Annotated in this window: 11 protein-coding genes; 6 read left to right on the forward strand and 5 right to left on the reverse strand. The window is 65.7% G+C overall.

Annotation, left to right across the window (positions count from 1 at the left end):
- Positions 1-24: 24 nt before the first annotated feature.
- Entirely contained in the window at positions 25-1377 is a 1353-nt protein-coding gene (locus VKP62_02280) for a pentapeptide repeat-containing protein (GenBank protein MEB3196007.1), read from the reverse strand.
- Positions 1378-1428: 51 nt separating this feature from the next.
- A complete protein-coding gene (locus VKP62_02285; protein MEB3196008.1) occupies positions 1429-2598 on the reverse strand; it encodes a hypothetical protein in 1170 nt (389 codons plus the stop codon).
- Positions 2599-2739: 141 nt separating this feature from the next.
- Between VKP62_02285 and VKP62_02290 the strand changes: the two genes are divergently transcribed.
- The gene (locus VKP62_02290) at positions 2740-3627 is read left to right on the forward strand and encodes an SDR family oxidoreductase (GenBank protein ID MEB3196009.1); all 888 of its coding nucleotides are present in this window, start codon (positions 2740-2742) and stop codon (positions 3625-3627) included.
- A gap of 5 nt (positions 3628-3632) precedes the next feature.
- On the opposite strand, the gene VKP62_02295 is transcribed toward VKP62_02290, so the two are convergent.
- Both VKP62_02295 and VKP62_02300 read right to left on the reverse strand, forming a co-directional pair.
- Positions 3633-4964 (reverse strand): ankyrin repeat domain-containing protein, encoded by a 1332-nt coding sequence (locus VKP62_02295; protein MEB3196010.1) that lies wholly within the window; start codon positions 4962-4964, stop codon positions 3633-3635.
- A gap of 218 nt (positions 4965-5182) precedes the next feature.
- Positions 5183-8923 (reverse strand): AAA family ATPase, encoded by a 3741-nt coding sequence (locus tag VKP62_02300; protein MEB3196011.1) that lies wholly within the window; start codon positions 8921-8923, stop codon positions 5183-5185.
- A 110-nt stretch (positions 8924-9033) separates the two neighbouring features.
- Between VKP62_02300 and VKP62_02305 the strand changes: the two genes are divergently transcribed.
- Positions 9034-10614, forward strand: a complete 1581-nt coding sequence (locus tag VKP62_02305; protein ID MEB3196012.1) for a hypothetical protein — start codon at positions 9034-9036, stop codon at positions 10612-10614.
- Here the strand turns inward: VKP62_02305 and VKP62_02310 are convergent.
- Positions 10535-11353 carry a class I SAM-dependent methyltransferase gene (locus VKP62_02310; GenBank protein MEB3196013.1) on the reverse strand — a complete coding sequence of 273 codons (819 nt, stop codon included), beginning with the start codon at positions 11351-11353 and terminating at the stop codon, positions 10535-10537. The two genes, VKP62_02305 and VKP62_02310, sit on opposite strands and share 80 nt — an antisense overlap.
- Before the next feature lie 194 nt (positions 11354-11547).
- On the opposite strand from VKP62_02310, the gene VKP62_02315 reads away from it, so the two are divergent.
- The 4 genes from VKP62_02315 to VKP62_02330 form a co-directional block, all read left to right on the forward strand.
- Positions 11548-12726 (forward strand): C39 family peptidase, encoded by a 1179-nt coding sequence (locus VKP62_02315; GenBank protein ID MEB3196014.1) that lies wholly within the window; start codon positions 11548-11550, stop codon positions 12724-12726.
- Positions 12723-15824, forward strand: a complete 3102-nt coding sequence (locus tag VKP62_02320) for a hypothetical protein (protein ID MEB3196015.1) — start codon at positions 12723-12725, stop codon at positions 15822-15824. Before VKP62_02315 ends, VKP62_02320 begins: the two co-directional genes overlap by 4 nt.
- A 154-nt stretch (positions 15825-15978) precedes the next feature.
- Positions 15979-16569, forward strand: coding sequence for a hypothetical protein (locus VKP62_02325; protein ID MEB3196016.1), 591 nt, complete (start codon positions 15979-15981; stop codon positions 16567-16569).
- Positions 16570-16682: 113 nt separating this feature from the next.
- Positions 16683-17719: SPFH domain-containing protein (locus VKP62_02330; protein MEB3196017.1), on the forward strand; the 1037-nt coding region annotated here is incomplete at its 3' end.

Genomic DNA, 17719 nt, shown 5'->3' on the forward strand with positions numbered 1-17719 from the left:
TCGGCCAGGCCAAGCGAGGCCATTTCACGAGGATGCCTCCCGACGCTGCATTTCGGTGGCACTGAAGAAAGCCCCTTCAAAGACGGCCCCTGCCGTGTTGGCATCGCCCAGATAAGCCTCAGCCAGGCGTGCCTCTCGAAAATTGACGCCTGGCAGATTGGCCATGCCCAGATTGGCCCGCGTCAGGTCTGCCCGCCGCAGGTTCGCTCGCGCCAGGTCAGCCCCCTTGAGGTCAGCCTCACCCAACTGGGCCATGGAAAGGTCAGCGTCCCGTAAATCAGCCCGACGCAGGTCGACACGGTGCAAGTCGGCCCGGTTCAGGTGAATCCGGTTCATGACCGCCGCGCTCATCCGGGCGTGATTGAAACAGGCCTCGTGGGCCCTGCATTGGCCCAGATTGGCGCGTACCAGGTGAGCCGAGCGAAAGCTCACCCGCGAGAGATCCAGGCGGCTGAAATTGGCTTCGAACAACCGGGCCTCATCGAAACACGCTCCCTCGAGCGTGGCCCGAATCACGCCTCCACTGGGGGAGGCCTGGCTGAACTGGGCCCCGGAAAGTTCGGCCCGGCTCAGGTCAGCGCCCGTCAGGTTGGCTTGCGCCAGCACCACATCCGGCATGACACACCAGCGCAAGCAGGCCTGGGCAAAATTGACGCTGCGTAGATTCGCACCAGACAACCACGCGCCGGAAAGGTCCGCGCGACTCAAATCCGCCCCGGTCAGAACACTGCCCTGCAGACACGCCCCGGCCAGGCAAGCGTGACGGGCCCGGACCCCACGCAAATTGGCCTCCGTCAGGTCGCAGCCGCCCAGCAAGGCGCCCTCCAGGTTGGCCCCTTCCAGATCAGCCTGCACCAGCTGGGCCCGGGACAGATTGGCTCCTGACAGGTCTGCCCCACGCAGATCGATCCCCGTCAGGTCAAAACCGCTCAGGTTAAGGTTCTTGAGGATGGCCTCGGACAGGTTGGCTCGTCCCAGGGTGGCCCCAGTCATCACGGCACCCGTCAGATTCGCGCGATGAAGGATGGAGCCCTGCAGTTGCGCATAAGAGAGATCCGCGCCGCCCAAAAATGCGCCCGTCAGATTGGCCTCGACCAGGGAAGCCCAATCAAGGTCGGTTCCTCCCAGTTGGGCCTCGTGCAGATCCGCACGCCGCAGGTCGGCGCGATGAAGGTTGGAGGAGACAAAATTGGTTTTCCTGAAGGAAATCCCAGGAGCCACCAGGCCCGGCAAATCTCGTTCGGCCAGGTTGGCCTCATCGAGGGGAATCCCGGCCTCAACGGCTGCTTCGACCGTTTGACGCCACGTGTTGTCCAGCGCCCCGTGCGAGAACAAGACGTGGTCGTAAGGATTTCGCTTATAGATGACCAGGTCCAAATGGCTGCACCAGAGTCCACCGCCCACCAGGGCCCTTGCGAGTCGGGACGTTCAGCGAGTGGAGGGCGCGGGCTGGAAATGAACCTCGACGCGGCGACCGGCCAACCCAGCGACCGGCGTCGACAAGAGCTTCACCTCGACTGAGACGCCCGTTCCCCCCGTGTGTCGACGCAGCAGGGCTGCGACCGCATTCACGCGTCCCTGGGCCAGCCCAGGCGCCAAACGGCCAAACCCTGGCTGGGCCTGCACCACCAAGCGCCCTGGTGCATTCTCCAGGCGCCCAGAGAAACTCCACAGGGCCTCGACCTGAGGTCCTGTCAGAACCACCACCCCGGGGGCGAACTCCAGAACGAGCTTCTCGGGCTGGCGAACGGCCGGGGTGACCGGCGGGCCCTTGCGCGCCGGCGCCTTGGACGCCGTCGTCGGCAGACGTGGCGTCGCCCCGCCCGGGGAAGGCCGGGTCGTGGGCAGCGTGGCGGGGGAGGGCGTTTTTGACACCGCGGCCTGAGAGGGCTTCGATGGCAGTGGGCTGGCTGGGGTGGGGGAAAGAAGCGGTACCGCCGTCCGCAACGCCACCAGCGGCGCCATGCTGGCCTGGACAGCTGGCCCAGCCTGAGGCGTCGAGGAGGGGAGCGGCGTGCGACTGGGGGCAACCAGGGGGGTTTCCAGCGCAGGTGGAGCGCCGGAGCCCTGAGTTGGCTGCCTCAGAGCAGGCGCAGGGGCGGTGCTCATCTCCGAAGCCGAGGCAAGCGTGTCTGGCTCCTCACCCGGCCCATCAACGGGTGCCACCCCCAACACATCGGAGGCCAGCGGCGTCGGCTCGGGGGAGGGAGCAGGCAGGGGTTGCCCCACCAGCACCGCCCACGCGCGCTGGACCCGTTTGGGATAGTCCCCCAGCGCCCGCTCGGCAGGGCCTCCCACCACGCTGGCCATCAGGTAGTAGCCTGCCCCAGCCGCCAGGACCACGGCCGCCATCCCACCAACGGCGATCGCCAGGGGAGACGTGCGCGGTCCAGCTTCATCCGGGCCGGCCGCCCGGGCGCCCACCCCACGGTCCGTTCCACGCGCGGCGGCCCCGGAGCGGGCTGCCGCGCGCTCATCGAGGGGTTCCTCCTCGTAGGCCCCGTCCACCACGCGGTCATAGGCCTCGTCGTCAAACCACTCGGAATCGAAGTCCGGGTCATCGTATTCCGCGTAGCCGCCTGACTTGGGTTTCTTCATGGGCAATCCCCGTGTGAGGGTCGATGAGTACGAATACGCTGGCCACAGCCGCCGCTGTACCATATACCATAGCGAAGGCATCATGCCACGTCATCCGCCCCGCCAAGCCTGAATGACGGGACGCCGAAGGGATGGGAATCCTTGAAAGAAGCTCGCTTGCGGAAAACCTGCCTGATCACCGGCGCCACCCGAGGCATCGGACTCGAACTGGCGCTCGCGCTCGCCCGCGAGGGTCACGACACCATCCTGCTCGGACGCGACCGCGCGCGCCTGGCCCAAGCGGAGGAAGACGTGACCCGAGCGGGGCAAGCGGCAGGCGCACAGTGCCACGGCTTGCTGGGTGACCTGAGTGACATGGGGGACGTCGCCCGCATCGGGGAAGAGGTGAAACGTCGCTTCGACCGCCTTGACCTCCTGGTCAACAATGCTGGCGCCATCTTTCCTCAGCACGAAACGACCGCGGATGGTTATGAGAAAACCTTCGCGTTGAATCATCTGGCCTACTTCGGCCTGACCTTGCGGCTCGTCCCGCTGCTGGCCGCAGGCTCCGCTGGACGCATCATCAATGTGGCGTCGCGCGCGCACGAGGGAGTGGACCTCGACTTCAACGACTTGATGCACACGCGGCGCTACCGTCCTTGGCGTGCGTATCAGCGCTCCAAGCTGGCGAACATCCTGTTTACGCGTGAGCTGGCTCGCCGCCTACGCCCCCACTCGCTGGAGACCTTCGCGGCCCATCCCGGCCTGGTGGCCACTCACTTCGGCCACGAGCGTCACCCCGGCTGGTCCCTGTTGTTGTGGCTCGCCCGTCCCTGGATGCTGGATGTCACGGCGGGGGCGGCCACCCCCCTCCATCTGGCGCTTGCGCCGACGCTGGCAGCGGGCAGTGGAAGCTACTGGGCGCGTTCGAAGCCCGTCTCCCCCAGTTCAGCAGCCTTGAACGACGAAACGGCGCTCAGGTTGTGGCAAGCCTCCGAGCGGCTGACAGGTCTCGTGTGGGAACCTCCGGCGCCCGGAACGAATCTGTAGCTCGCTCAGATGCCGTAGGCTCCGGCGCGCTGCAACGCCCCCATGCTGACCGAGGGTTCCAGGGCGACCAGCAGGGAGTCTCGTACCTTCCGCCAGAGTTGGTCGGGCCCTTCGAACCCCACTTCCAGAGTCACAATAGGGATGCCCATCGCATTGGAGGCGTGTTGCCCCAGCGAGCCCGGGGTCTCATAGCCGATGAACGGCAACAAACGATAGCCATTGGCCCGTGACATGGCCCGAGCAATGGCGGCCGCCCCCGCCCCATCGTAATTGTTGCACGCCATGTGCGCGTGAAAGGCCACGATCAAGGCTGGCCGTTCGTTCTCGATGACCCGCATCACGGCCTGCGATTCCGGCTCGGAGAGCGGCCGGGGCCCACTGAAGTAACGGCCACGGACCGTGGGACGCCAGCGGGTCGGGAAATTGCGATTCAGGTCCACCCCGTTCAGGTTGGTGCGAATGTGGCGGGTGAAACCATCCGGGTTGGCGTTGGGAATGGCGAGAAAGCGATTGCGTGCCAGTACAGGCTTGAACTTATCCGACTCGCGCATCATCCGGAAAATGAGGTCCGTGCCCTGCGGTTCATCGCCGTGAATCGAGCCGATAAACAGCACGCTGCGTTCACCCTGGCCGATCGACGCCAGATGAATCGGCGCCCCAAGTTTAGAGCGACCGACTTCTTTGAACATCGAAGGCAGCGCGACCTCGTGGCGTCGCGCCGTGGGAGCCACCCCGGCCTCGCGTTCAACGGCGCGGGGCGCGGCCGGGGCCGGAATGCTCGCGGCAGAGGCCCTGGGCGGCGTGAAAAGTCGCACCATGGCGGGGAGGCCCTGGCGACGAGCCAGGTCACCGGCGGTAAAACCCCAGCGGGTGCGTCGCAGCGGGTCGGCGCCGTAGGACAGCAACACCTTGACCGCCCCTACTCGACCCTCCCAGGTGGCCCACTCGAGGGCGGTGTAGTCATTTTTCTCGCGGGCATCAATGTTGGCACCGCGCAGCAAGAAAATTTCGACGAGGTCTGCATGGCCCTGTTGGGCCGCCCAGATCAGCGGCGTGTATCCATTCTCATCCTGAGCCTCGAGGTCTGCCCCCGAGGACAGCAGCACCAAGGCCGCCCGCTTCTGACCCTGCTGCGCGGCCATGATCAGAGGCGTGTTGCCCCGATCATCGCGCGATTCCAGAGAGACACCGGTGGCCAGGCAGCGATTCAAGGCCACCAGGTCACCCGTTCCAGCGGCCAGCAACAGATCGGACCCGGATTCCGCCACCGCCACCGGCGTGGCCAGCAGGCACGACGAGAGCAGCACCAACGAAAGCAAGGAACGAGCGGCGGTCATGGAACGATTCGAACTCCGGGGCGCTGTCGACGGAACGCGCGGGGATCTGCTGGAGACACACTATCACAATAGCAAGCAGGGGCCCAAGGCTACGTGACGGATGCACACCGAGCAAGCGTGCCGCACGCTCAGAAGCATATCACCCCCTGATCGAGAAACCAACGCTGATGCGGGGTGCGCTTGGAACAATAACCGGGCGCGAGCAGTCGCCATCGCCCTCAACGCATCCACAGATGAAGATTCACGGATGGCGAGGACAAGCTTTTCTGCACCTGACGGGGCAGACTGAAGCCGATGTAATTCCCCTCGAGCACGCGCTGCAACTCCGTCGGAGCCAACATCTTTTCCCGCGCCTCGGCGGTCAGGCCGCTAATGGTCTGGGAAAGCAGGCTGCGGGCCTCACTGGCCCGGTTGGCCGCATCCGGCGCGTAGGGTTGGGCAGCGGCGAGCCCAAACTCGGCCAGCGATAACAGCAATGGCAGACCATCTGCCGCCGCAAAGGCCCGCATCCCGTCGAAGTCCTCGAAGGCGCCCGCCTCATTCGTGGCCAGCCGAGCCTCTGCGCGCAGCCCCAAGGCCAGGGCCTCGGCGTGCCGAACGCCGAGCGCCCGGGCCATCAGCAAGGACTCCTCCGCGCACTGGCGGGCCAGTCCCCAATCTTCCGACTGCAAAGCCAGGCGAGCACGCAGTAACTGCACCCGCAATTGCACTCCCCTGGCCTTTCCGGATTCGGCCAGGCTCAGCGCCATATCGAGATACTCACGGGCCTCCGCGGGGTCCCCCGCCCGCACGAGATTTTCACCCCAGAGGGCGCACAAGCGACCCTGGGGCTCCAGGCTGCCCGTCTCCACCATGAGCTGTTGAAGGCGCTCCGCCGTTCTCATGGACTCGGAATATCGGCCCATCGCGGCCAACACCTCCCCCTTCAAGGCCAGCATGCGCACTTCTCGCCACAGGTGCAGCCCGCCGCCAGCCTGATCGAAGGCCACGTCCATGAGGGCGGAGGCTTCCTGAAAATGGCCGAGCCAGACATTGGCCAGGGCTTCGGTCATCAAGCCGATGCCCAGCAGGTGCCGGGCCCCCAGCCGGCCGGCCTCCGCCACGTTGCGTTGGGCCGTCAGGGCGGCCAGTTTGAAGTCACCCCGCTCAAGATCTATCAGGGCCAGGAGCGTTTCGAGCGAACACAGTTCCAGCGCGTTCCCGATGGGGGCCGCCACTTTCCGAGCACGGAGCAAATGTTGCCTGGCGCCCAGCACCTCACCCTGGGCCAGGCCTGCCTGTGCAAGCAAGGTCAGGGATTGAATGATGCCGCGCGCATCCCCCAACGACTCCGCCAGATGCAAGGCCTCCTCGACCGTTTGCAGCCCGACCTCCAGTCCCTCCGCCAGACAGGTGAGATGAAGGTAGCCGAGTTCGGCGAGGACCTCTCCTTCCAGCGCACGCTCCTCGGTCAAGCGCGCCAGGCCCAGCGCTTCCTGCAGCCATTCCAGGCTCTCCCGGGTGCGACCTGTCAGGCCGGCCGCCCGTGCAGCCAACAAACGCGCCCGCGCCGCACCAGCCAGGTCAGAGGCGTCCAGGGCCACGCGATGGGCACGTTCGGCCAACTGAACCGCGTGGTCGAGTTGGCCTTTCCCGTGCAGAACCTGACTGAGCCCCACCAGCAGGCGCGCCAGCAAGAAGCGATCGCCCAGCGCCTCCACCAGCGGAATGGCGTGCTCAAAACTGTCCGACGCGCGGTCGAGTTGTCCTTGTTGCAGATACACCTCACCCAGCAAGCGCAGAAATACGGCTTCTCTCGGATCCCCTGGGCTATGGACCTCGACCAGCTGTAAACCTGCCGTCAGATGATGCAGGGCCTCGTCCAGGGCAGAGAGCGCAGCCAGTCGGGTGCCCAACTCGAGGGTGGCCTGAATCGCACGCAGCGGCTGGTTGCTCTCCAGCAGATGCGCCGTCACCTGATTCAGGGGCGCCAAGGGCAGGTCGAAATAAGAGGGGTCCCCAGCCCGTCGCAGGTAAATCGACGCGATGCGGGCGTGCAGATGCTGCCGGTCGAGCAGATGGATCGAGGCGGCAATGGCGGCCCTCCAGGCGTCCTGGGCCAAGCGATAACCGCCAGACTCGCCGGGTGCCAGGAGTTGCTGGGCCAGCAAAGGTTCCAGGGCTTCGAAAAAAACGTTTTCCGGGAAGTCGGCCACCTCCCGGAGAAGGTCCAGCGAAAATTCCTCGCCGATAACCGTCGCGATGCGGGCCAGGGCTTGGCTGACATCGGGCAGGTCGGAGAATTTGCGGGCGTAGACCGACTGCAAGGCGTACGGCTGCGCATCCACCATCGGAGGCGGAAGGAATTGCCAGGCACCGTCGTGACGCGTCAGGGCGCCCAGGCGAACGTGATGCGTCAGCAAGGCTTGAATGTGGTCTGGAACTCCCACGGAGGCCGAGACGAGATGCGACATCAACCGGTCTGGCAGCTCGGTCGTTCCCAGCATCGACTCCACCATCCGCTGGAGCGCGGGAGCGTCCAGGGCCCCCAGCGGGATGAGTGTTGCCCCTGCGGCCGCGAGCCAAGGCTCATTCCGTCGAGAGGTGCCAAGCAGCAGCAAGGGCAAGCTGGGCGTCAATCGCTGGATGGCCACCAGGAGCTCCTGGGTCAGCGGATCGACCCACTGTTGGTCCTCCAGCACCAGTACGGTGCCACGTCGCTCGGCCAGGGCTTGCAACAGCGCAACCACCGCGCCGTGAAGACGATACTTGGCATCCAGCGCATCCAGCTCCGGCGCGGGCGTCACGGAGAGTTCCGGCAGCAGTTCGACCAGGATGGGGGCCAACTGGGCCAGCACCTCAGGAACCTCCTCACGAACGTGCGGCAACAGGCCCTTCAGCATGGCTCCGATCGGTGCATAAGGGGTCTGCGCGAACTCATGATTGTGGGCCTCTGCATAGGCCAGATTCTCCAGCCGGACGTTGAAGCTGAACTCTCGGACCAGACGACTCTTCCCGGTACCGGCCGGCCCCACGAAACAGATGCTTCCTCCTGGCTTGCCGGCCGTCACGCGGGCCAGTTGCACGAACAACTTGGCCATCTCACTCACCCGGCCGACCATGGGCGAGGTCAGCAAGCCCCCCCCTCCACCGACCGTGGTCTCGGCATAGCCGAGGGCCCGGAGGACGGCTTCGGCCGAATCGGGACGGTCGAGCGGGTCCTTGGCCAACAAGCGCAGCACCAGCGCTTCATGCACAGGGTCCACACCGGCGCTCGAGGACGACAGGGAAGGGGGCGGCTCGCCCATATGGGCCCGGATGATGTCCCCGGGCGTCGGACCATCGCAGGGGAATCGACCGCTCAGGAGGTAGAACCCCAGCACCCCCAACGCATAGAGGTCCGTGCGGCGGTCGATCAGGCCCCGCCGGAAGGTCTCAGGCGCCAGGTAGTGCAAGGTTCCCTTGATGGCTCCCCCTGTCCGCCCCGCATATTCCATCAGGCCATAGTCCATGAGCTTCACCACCCCGTCAGGGCGCAAGCGAACATTGGCGGCCTTGACGTCACAGTGAACGAGCCCACGGGCATGGACGTAACCCAGCGCCATGGCCACCTGCCCCATCAAGCGCACGAAGGTGTCCCGGTCCACCGGAGCGACCTCGTCCAGCCCACGGCCGGGCACGTACTCCATGGTGAGGTAGGGCGTGTCGGTGTTCAGCAGGCCGTACTCGAGAACCTCACAGCAGTTCGGATGGCGGAGTTGCGTCATCAAGCGAAACTCCTGGATGAAATCGAGATACGACTTTTCTTGCGAGTGCCTGGCCGGCTCGCTGCCTCCCGGCGCCGGGGCACGCGACGTGATCACCTTCAAGGCCACATCTCGTTCCGTGGTGCTGTCGTGAACGAGCCAGACCTGCCCCATCGCGCCCTCGCCCAGCAGGCGAAGGACCCGATATCGATTGACCAGCACGTCTCCCAGCATTCCGCCGTCCTCTTTCGGCCCGAGGAGGCGATTGTCTCACCCCCCCAAGCGCGTGGCAAATCCGGGGTCCTCGCACCAGGCAGCCGCAGACGTTGTGATACGATCGCCGCGTGAGTCGACCGCCCCACGCCCCCCCCCCGACAGCCTCTGAATCCGACTGGCGAGTGGCCTTGTACCTGTGGGGCTTTGCGCTGGCTCTGTACTTGGTGGGTGCGGGGGGGCACTTCTACGCCAGCGACGACCAGCAGAAGTTCGAGGCCCTTCGCACGCTGATGACCGAAGGCTCGTGGACCTGGCCAGGCGGCTGGGGAACGGGACAGGCAGGCCAGCCGGTCTCCTGGTTTTCGCTCGGGGCCTCGCTGGTCATGCTGCCAGGATTCTTGCTGGGGGCAGTTCTGTCGGGCGCCTCCCCGCAGTTTTCTGCTGATGACTGGCAACGTGGGGTGATCGCGTTTCAGAATTGCGTGATATCGGCCAGTTTGCTCGCGATCAGCTATCTGGGTGCGCGTCGCCTGAATTTTGCCCCTCGCACCGCGCTCACAGGCGCGATTGTGCTGGGCTTCTGTACCATCATCTGGCCCTACGCCAAGACAAGTTGGTCCGAACCCGCGGCCACGCTGGCCCTCTTTGCCGGTGCCCTGTCACTGTGTGAACACGTCGGTCATGCGCGGGCTTCGACCCTCCGAGGGGCCTGGTTGGCGGGGGCGTTGATGGCGATCGCCTGTTTGATTCGCACGGAATACCTGATCGCGGTGACCGGAATGCTGATTGCCGCCTTTTCCATCGCCAGGCATCGCCCGAATGTCAGCGTCAAGACCTGGCAGGCGATCGGATGGCCGCTCCTGGCCGCATTGGCCATCCACGCCGGCTATGAATGGGTCCGCCACGGCAGCCCGCTGGCCTTTCCCAATTACTGGATGCCACAAGCGGCCCTGACGCAACCGCGCGCCTGGCGGGCCTGCGAGAATCTCTACCTGGCCTTGCTGAGCCCGAATCAAGGGTTCTTCTGGTATTCCCCGCCGCTCCTGTTGGCCCTGTGCGGCTGGCCGCGATTTCGCCAACGCCTGCCGGACGTCGCCTGGATCTGGTGGGGCGGGCTGTTTCCCCTGGCCCTATTTTACCTCGTGGGCTGGGGCACCTCCACCTGGGCCTGGGGCCTCCGCTACGGCTACGTGTTCGTGCCCTTCCTGCTGATGCCCGTGCTCAGTTGGTACGAAACGGGACGAAACCGTTTGGCCAAGGCCCTTTTGGTGGCGGGCTGCGGTGTCCAGGTGCTGGCCTGGCCGTTCGACTTCGGCTATCTGTACCTGGATGCCCTGAACCTCCAGAAATTCGAGACGATCGAGCAGGTTCGAACCGTTCCCAGCCACGCGCCGCTGCGGCTGGCCTGGGACCGCTGGCCGAGCAGCCTGAAGGAGGCCCGGGAGGCGTTCGCGGCCCCTCCGAGTGACGCCCCGGCCATCCAGGCGATGCGTGAGGCGCGGGTCCACTTCGTGCCGGATACCTGGTGGATGCTCTTGCGCCGCACTTCCTTCCCGCGCGCGCCCCTTGACGGCGTTCCGCTGGCCTTGCTGGCTGTCGCGGTTTATTGCGGATGGCGTGCGGCGCGCCTCACCCAGCCATCCGACGCCTGGCGATCACCACCAGGTTCAAGCCAGGCTGGGTCCCCGCCGCAATCCGGATGTCGCTGACATCTCCAGGGAATGTCCCTGGGGTCTGCCCGGAGCGAGCGAGACGCTGCAGACCTCGCAACGCCTCGAGTCCCGCCACCCGGTACCAATCGGGAAGTCCTGGCAGGGTTACCGGCAAGGTCAGCCAGCGAATCAGACGGTAGCGGGCCAATTCCGGTTCGACCAGGCGGGCCTCGGCTCCCATCATCAACGCCGTGACCGGTTCGAAACACGGCGCAAGGAGCCGTTGCAAGGTTCTTTGGTCGAATTCGCGCGGATGCCAGCGATTCCAAGGGCGCTGATAGCGGAAGAGGCGCACCTCCCGATTGGGCGTGGCCAGCAGCAAGCAGCCCCCAGGGGCGAGCAAGCGGGCAATTTCTCGCAGGTGGGCCGCCGGGTCGTCCACGTGCTCGAGCACCTGAAAGGAGAGCACCACTTCGAAGGCGGCCTCGTCAAACGGCAATGCTCCGTGGTCCGACACCCGCTGAAATTGAAGGTTCCCTCGCTCAAACCGGGTTTTGGCATAGGCGAGACTGTCGGCACACACGTCGACCCCCAGCACCGCATCGGCGACCTCGGCGATCGCGAAGGTCCCGTAGCCCGTTCCACAGCCGAGGTCCAGCACCCGCTTTCCCGCACAGTGTTCCAGGGCAAAGGCATAGGTGGCCTGATGAACCAGGCGATTCAGATGGTCTTCCCGGGAACGCGCTGGCCCCTCCAGCAGCAGACGCTCACCCGAATCACGCCACGCACCCGTCATCACTCACAAGACTCCTGGAGAAAACACACTCCCCATTCTAGGACCTCACGATCCGCCTCGACAGCCCCCATCCCCCCGTTTCCCTGCGGTCGGAGGCAAGGCTGCCATCCCCCTGCCCCGTGGCACGCGAACGCAAGGTGCTAGAATCTGACGGTCGTCACCGTTCGTGTCACTCTCCCATTCCGGGGCACCCGATGTTGCGCTTCCTCCTCTTCCTGTCCCTGATGCTCACAAGTTGGCCGTCCGAGGCGGCCGACACCGCCCCACCCCCGCTGAGCAAGACCGATGTTTTTGCCGAGGAAGGCGATTTCACCCACGCCCAGGCCAACGCCCTGCGTTATGACCGGCGAACCGGTGGTTGGCGGCTGCAGGATGACCCTTCGGGGGGCTTCGTCGCCCTGGGCCAGCTCACGCTGCCAGCGCTGCGCTACGGGGCAGGCTTCACGGACGCGGTGGTCTCCTGGAATGCGGATTGCCCGCTCGGCACCTGGCTGCAACTGGAAGCCAGTGCCAGTCGAGACGGGGGAGACAGCTGGAGCCAGTGGTTGGAGCTGGCGCGTTGGGGAGACCGGGACACCCTTCGGTTTCAGAGTGGTGCCCCGGGTTTGCAGCAGGACGGAGAGGTCCGCGTGGACCAGGACACGCTGGTGGTCAAGCCGGCCGGCGATCGCCTGCGCCTGAGAGTCACCCTGCACTCCACCCGCCCGGCCGTGACCCCCCTGCTGTCTCTGCTCAGCGTGGCCACCGTCAATCGCAACAAAGCCGTCGACCCTGATGGCCCCGTCCGAACCGCCTGGGGCCGGGAGGTGCCGACCCAGTTCCGCGCGCAGAGCTGGGAAGCGGCGGACCGTAGCTACCGCGTCTGTGGACCGACCTCCGCCACCATGGCCCTCGCCGCTCACGGGATCAAACTCCCGAGCAGACAAGTCGCGGCTGCCTGCTGGGATGAGCGCCACGGCATCTACGGCAACTGGCCTTTCATCGCGGCCGCGATGCACCGCCTGATGAACTCCCAGGCCGACGGGCTGCCACACAAACCAGGACAGCGATTCGTGGGGCGAAGCTGGGTCGCCTGGCCGGCCGGCTGGAAAATGCTGGAAGAGGAAATCCTGGCCGGACGACCGAGCATTGTGAGCATTCATTTTGCGGAAGGCGAACTGCCCGGCGCCCCCACGAGCAGTTCAGACGGCCACCTGGTGCTGCTGACAGGCTTCACCAAGGCCGGGGACCCGATCGTGCGCGACCCCGCGGCTCGGCGGGTGGAAAATGGTCGGATCGTCTATCCGCGTGACGCCTTCCATCGCGCCCGCCACGGCGGCCCGGTGATTCTTCTTCAGCCGTGGCGGGAACACCCCAGGGAGACCCTACCGTGAATCACGATCCTCGTACCGCTTCGCCCGTTGCCGAGGCCCCGTCGATCGAGCAAGCAGAAGGCTATGATCTGCGAGCCACGCCTGAGACGATCGCTCAGGCCCACCGCTGGATGCCGCTGATAATCTCGGCACAAGCCTTCCTGCTCGCCGGATTGGCCTGTCTGGGCAGTTGGTATGCCTGGGGCCTCGCTCCAAACACCGGCCTGGCGTGGCACGATGGCCTCGCGGGGCTCCTCGCCGCGACCGCCGTGGGCGCTTGGCTGGGGGCCCGATCGGCGGTGCGGGTGAGCAACGCCCTGTACCTGGCCGCCTGGCTGGCGCTGGCGGGAGGATTGACCCTTGGTTCGCTGCCATCTTTGGTCCGGAGCCTGGAGGCCGCTCAGCCGCTGGCCTCGCCTCTCGCCATCCTGGTCGCCCTGGGGATGCTGCCGACGGCCTTGCTGCTGGGCTGGTGCGCACAGGCCGTGATCGAGTTCGACCTGCTGGCCGTGCTGAATCGCCCGTGGCGTCATCTCAGCTGGGTCTGGCTGGGATTGGGCGCGGCTGGCGGCGTGCTCTGGGTGCAGCGGATGGAAATTCCGCGCAACGGACTTGACAATGCCACCTACGCCCTCAGCCTGGGCTCGGCCATTCTCGGCGTCTGGTGTCTTCACCTCTCCAAGCAAGGCCTGGCGCCGGCTACGGCCGGTTCGAACCGGGAAGAGGCGCCCCCGACGGTGGCTTCGACGGCGGTGCCATCCCGTCGCCAGATGGCGTTGACCCTGCTGGGTGGGGTGCTGATGGCCAGCGTCGGGCTGGGGTGGTTGGAGGCCCTGGGCATGCTGGTCCGTCGCGACATCTACGCCACCACAGCCCTGATGACCATCTGGCTGGCGGCGCTGGCGCTTGGCGCGGCTCTGAGTGCGCGGTTCGTGGCGGAGAGAAGCCCTCGCTGGATGGGCATCGCGGGCCTCGGAGCGGCGGCAGCCACTCTGCTGAGCCTGGTCTTTGCTGAACGGGCCAGCTACGCGTTTCATCGTTTCACCACCCTGCTGGCCGGCACCACGGACGCTTTCCCGCTGTTCGAGGCGGCGCATTACGCCGTCGCACTCGTTCTGACCGGAGCAGGGGCGCTATTGCTGGGTGCGTTCTGGGAACTGTGCAGCCGCGCGCCATCAGCCCAGGCAAGGCACGGTCACTCGGCCCCCCGTTTGCCGCTCACCTGGCTGGGAATCAGCCTGGGCCTCTCTCTGACAGGGGGGCCTGTCGGCGCCGCGCTGGGTGCCAAAGGGATCCTGCAAGTGTCCTTGGTCGGCCTGCTGGGCCTCAGCCTGCTTGCCACCTGGGAAAGTTCAATCTGGACGCCCTTGCGGCGTGGCCTCGCTGTCGCTCTGAGCCTCTTGTGGTTGTTGCTGGCGCGTGCCGTCAGCCCCTCCTTCGACCAGGGCATGCTGGCGACCCTGCACGAAGCGCCCGCGCCTGCAGCCTGGGGTGCGCTGCGGGTTGCGGCAGGAGACTGGTTGACCCGATTCCATCGCGAAGGCCCACACGGCAGCGTCACGGTCCTGTCCCATCGCGCTGAGCGAGAACACGATAGGCTGCTCCTGAACGACACCAGTGCGACACCGTGGCTGCGTCGTCCCGGCTCGATCGTGGCGGCCCACCTGGCCTTCCTGGCTCATCCCGCTGCCCGGCGCGTGGCCATGCTCGGCCTGAGCGATGGCGTGACAGCAGCCAGCTTGCTGAGCCAGCCCCTCTCGCGGTTGGACATCGTCGAGCCCCGAAGCGCGCTATGGGAGGCGGTCAGCCTGCTGGATCTGGACCTGTCAGCGACCTTGCAGGACCGCCGCATCCAGAGGCTGACAACGATCCCATCGAACGACGAACCACCCTACGACCTGGTCTTCCTCACCGACGCGCGAGGGTTGGGCCCGCGCGGGATGGCGCAGCCGACCCTGGAGGGCTACCAGAGCTGGAGCCGACGCCTGCATCCGGATGGCATCCTGGCGCAGGAACTCGACCTGTCGGTGCTGGATGCGGAGGCCTGGCGGGTCACGATCGCCGGATTGAAGGCTGTCTTTCCTGCGCTGACCTTGTGGCAAACGCAGGACCACCGGGTCCTGGCGATCGCCGCCCGCCGCCCGCTGCAATTTTCTCAAGTCGCGCTGAACACCTTCGCGCAACGTCCCGCCGTGATGCGAGACCTCGCCCGTGCGGGCGTGACCCGTGTCGAGGCTCTCCCCTTGCTCCAGATGGCCACCGAGGACGCCGGCCACGGGACCGATTTCCGGGTGGCGCCTCACCAGATCAGGCGCCCGACCCTGGCCTATCAGTTGCCGATTGTCCGGGATTTTGGCGATGCCGCGCTGACGCCCTATGAGGAAGACATCCGCCTGGTCGGGAGCGCGCGGCGTGACCCTACGCATGCCGTCCATCAGATATGGAGAACCAGCGCCCCGCTTCCGGCGCCGGTGTTCGAGGCATTCGATGCTTATCAGTCCAGGAACCTGCCTCTCAATGCCGTCAAAGGCATGGCGGCGAAATTCAATCGAGAATGGCGTCGCGCCTACCCGAACGATTGGCACGCCATCGAAGCGGAGGGAAGGAGACTGGTACAGGCGGGCCAGCCGACGCAGGCGCTGGCGGTCCTGGCGTCGCCCGGCGCAGCCCCACGGTCTGCGGGGGCCAGAGAGATGCTGGCCAAGCTCCAGATGACCGATACCTTGGCGGGCTGGGGCTTCCTCTCGAACGCTCCTCCAGAACGGGCAAAGGAAGTAGCCCGCATCTGGGAGGCACGCTTGCGTGCCAAACAGGTGCCGGCCGGCGAGGGATGGCATCGGTTGGCAGCCCTGGCCCATGCCCGTGGCGACGCAACGGCGGAATTTCAAGCGGTTGAAAGGGCGTTTGCCGCCTTCGAGGCCGATGAGCGCACGGACGTGCCGAGCGAGGTCAAGGTGAAGCTGCTCGTGGCAGCAGGTCGAACGGCCTTGGCCGTCGGGCAAAGAGACAAGGCGCTGCAGTTCGCGGAGCGGGCAGCCGCGCTGGACCACCTTCACCCAGAAGTCCACCGGCTACTCCAGCAAATCGCCCGCTCGGGCTCCCCACATCCGTCGAATTGACCCCAACACGCGCCAGCGCGGCCAGGTGAAAAGCTGAGCTGCCAGGGAAGCCTCCAGGCATCCCCCTGGGGAAGTCAATGGTTGGAATGACGCCAGGCAGCGACGTGACTCCGTTCCAGAGTGGTAGCGGCACCGTGGGGGGTATATAGTCGCCATGGCGAGTGCATTCTTGTTTAGTTTTGCCGTTGGTATCTTCTTCACGCTCGTCTCCGGACTCCTGCAAGCCAGTCACGGTCACCTGGATGGGGGCGCAGCGAGCGGCAAGATCGCCGCACCGGAGGGGGCGGAGACCCCTGGCGGAAAGTTCGCCTGGCCGAGTATCAATCTCTCCGCGTGGATGATGTTCCTGACCTGGTTCGGCGCTGCCGGCTTGATCACGCTGAAGGTGACGACCTGGGGTACCCTGCCTGCCCTGCTGGTGGCGATTGCCTGCGGGCTGCCCGCCCACGTGCTGGTCACGAAATTCTTCGCCTTGCTGCGCAGCCCTCCCCCTGCGGCCGCCCTGCCTGCGCCGCGGCTCGAAGGGCAAGTCGCCCGCGTCACGGTCGGCACCTCGGGGGAAGAGGTGGGGGAAATCGTCTTCATTCTCAACGGGGTCCAGCGGATCGAGGGTGCCCGCAGCGCCGACGGTCGCCCCATCGCGCAGGGTAGCCACGTCTGGATCGTCGATTATCAAAATGGGGTAGCGCTGGTGGAACCCGCGCCGGAACTACAAGCGTCGCCCCCCGAGCCACCCCCCTCGTGAGGGGGACGGGAGCGTGAAGATAAGCCCTCGCCCGACTGGGGAAATTACCCGCTTGGCAAGTTAGCCCCAACAACACCCGGTTGAGAAGCAGATCGCATAGACAGGAGACGACGGTGGAAAGCTGGATTTTCGTGATCATGGTGGCGGGACTCGCCGTTGCGGCCATTTTTCTGATGATGTGGATCGCCGCGAGCATTTATCGCCAGGTGCCTCCGAACCGGGCCTTGGTCGTCTTCGGCTGGGGCGGCACGAGCATCGTGACGTCCGGCGGTCGCCTGGTGATCCCCATGATCCAGAGTTGCAAGGAACTGTCGCTGGAATTGATGAGTTTCGACGTGACGCCCGACCAGGACCTGTACACCAACCAGGGCATCGCGGTGAGTGTGGAGGCGGTGGCCCAGATCAAGGTCAAAAGTGACATCCAGAGCATCCAAACGGCCGCGGAGCAGCTGCTGGACAAGCAAAAGGCGGAGCGCGAAGACCTGATCAAACTGGTCATGGAAGGACACCTGCGGGGCATCGTGGGGTTGCTCACGGTGGAGCAGATCGTCAAGGAACCCGAGAACGTGGTGAAGAAGGTGCGCACGACCGTCGCGGAAGACCTCAACAAGATGGGCCTGGAACTGGTGTCCTTCACCATCCGCAAGGTCACCGATGATCAGCAGTACATCGCGAACATGGGACGCCCTGACGTGGCCAAGGTAAAGCGCCAGGCCGAGATTGCCGATGCCGAAGCCGCGCGCGACATTCAGATCCGGCGGGCCGAGACGTCGCGGGAAGCCTCCGTGGCTCAGGCTTCTGCTGACCAGGAGCGGGTGCTGGCCCAATCCATTTCCGAAACGAGCCAGGCTGAGGCGCAGCGCGACTTGAACATGAAGAAGGCCGAGTTCGATGCCAAGGTCAACGAACAGCGCGCCCTGGCGGAGAAGGCCTATGACATCGCGGCGAATCAGGCGCAGCAGAAAGTCATCGCCGAGCAGGTGCGTATTGCGCAGGTGGAGAAACAGGAACAACTACGGGTGCAGGAACTCGAGGTTCAGCGCAAGGAATTCGAGCTCGAGGCCAGCGTGATCAAGGCGGCCAATGCGGAGCAGCGCCGCATCGAGATCATGGCGGAGGCCGAGCGGTTGCGCCTGGCCAAGGAAGCCTC

Source organism: Candidatus Sericytochromatia bacterium (genome assembly GCA_035285325.1).
Classification (GTDB): Bacteria; Cyanobacteriota; Sericytochromatia; order S15B-MN24; family JAQBPE01; genus JAYKJB01.

Excerpts from the sequence above, each read along its gene's own strand:
- VKP62_02300 (MEB3196011.1), bottom strand. The coding sequence starts at position 8,923 with ATGCTGGGAGACGTGCTGGTCAATCGATATCGGGTCCTTCGCCTGCTG.
- VKP62_02310 (MEB3196013.1), bottom strand. The coding sequence starts at position 11,353 with ATGACGGGTGCGTGGCGTGATTCGGGTGAGCGTCTGCTGCTGGAGGGG.
- VKP62_02295 (MEB3196010.1), bottom strand. The coding sequence starts at position 4,964 with ATGACCGCCGCTCGTTCCTTGCTTTCGTTGGTGCTGCTCTCGTCGTGC.
- VKP62_02285 (MEB3196008.1), bottom strand. The coding sequence starts at position 2,598 with ATGAAGAAACCCAAGTCAGGCGGCTACGCGGAATACGATGACCCGGAC.
- VKP62_02315 (MEB3196014.1), top strand. The coding sequence starts at position 11,548 with ATGTTGCGCTTCCTCCTCTTCCTGTCCCTGATGCTCACAAGTTGGCCG.
- VKP62_02325 (MEB3196016.1), top strand. The coding sequence starts at position 15,979 with ATGGCGAGTGCATTCTTGTTTAGTTTTGCCGTTGGTATCTTCTTCACG.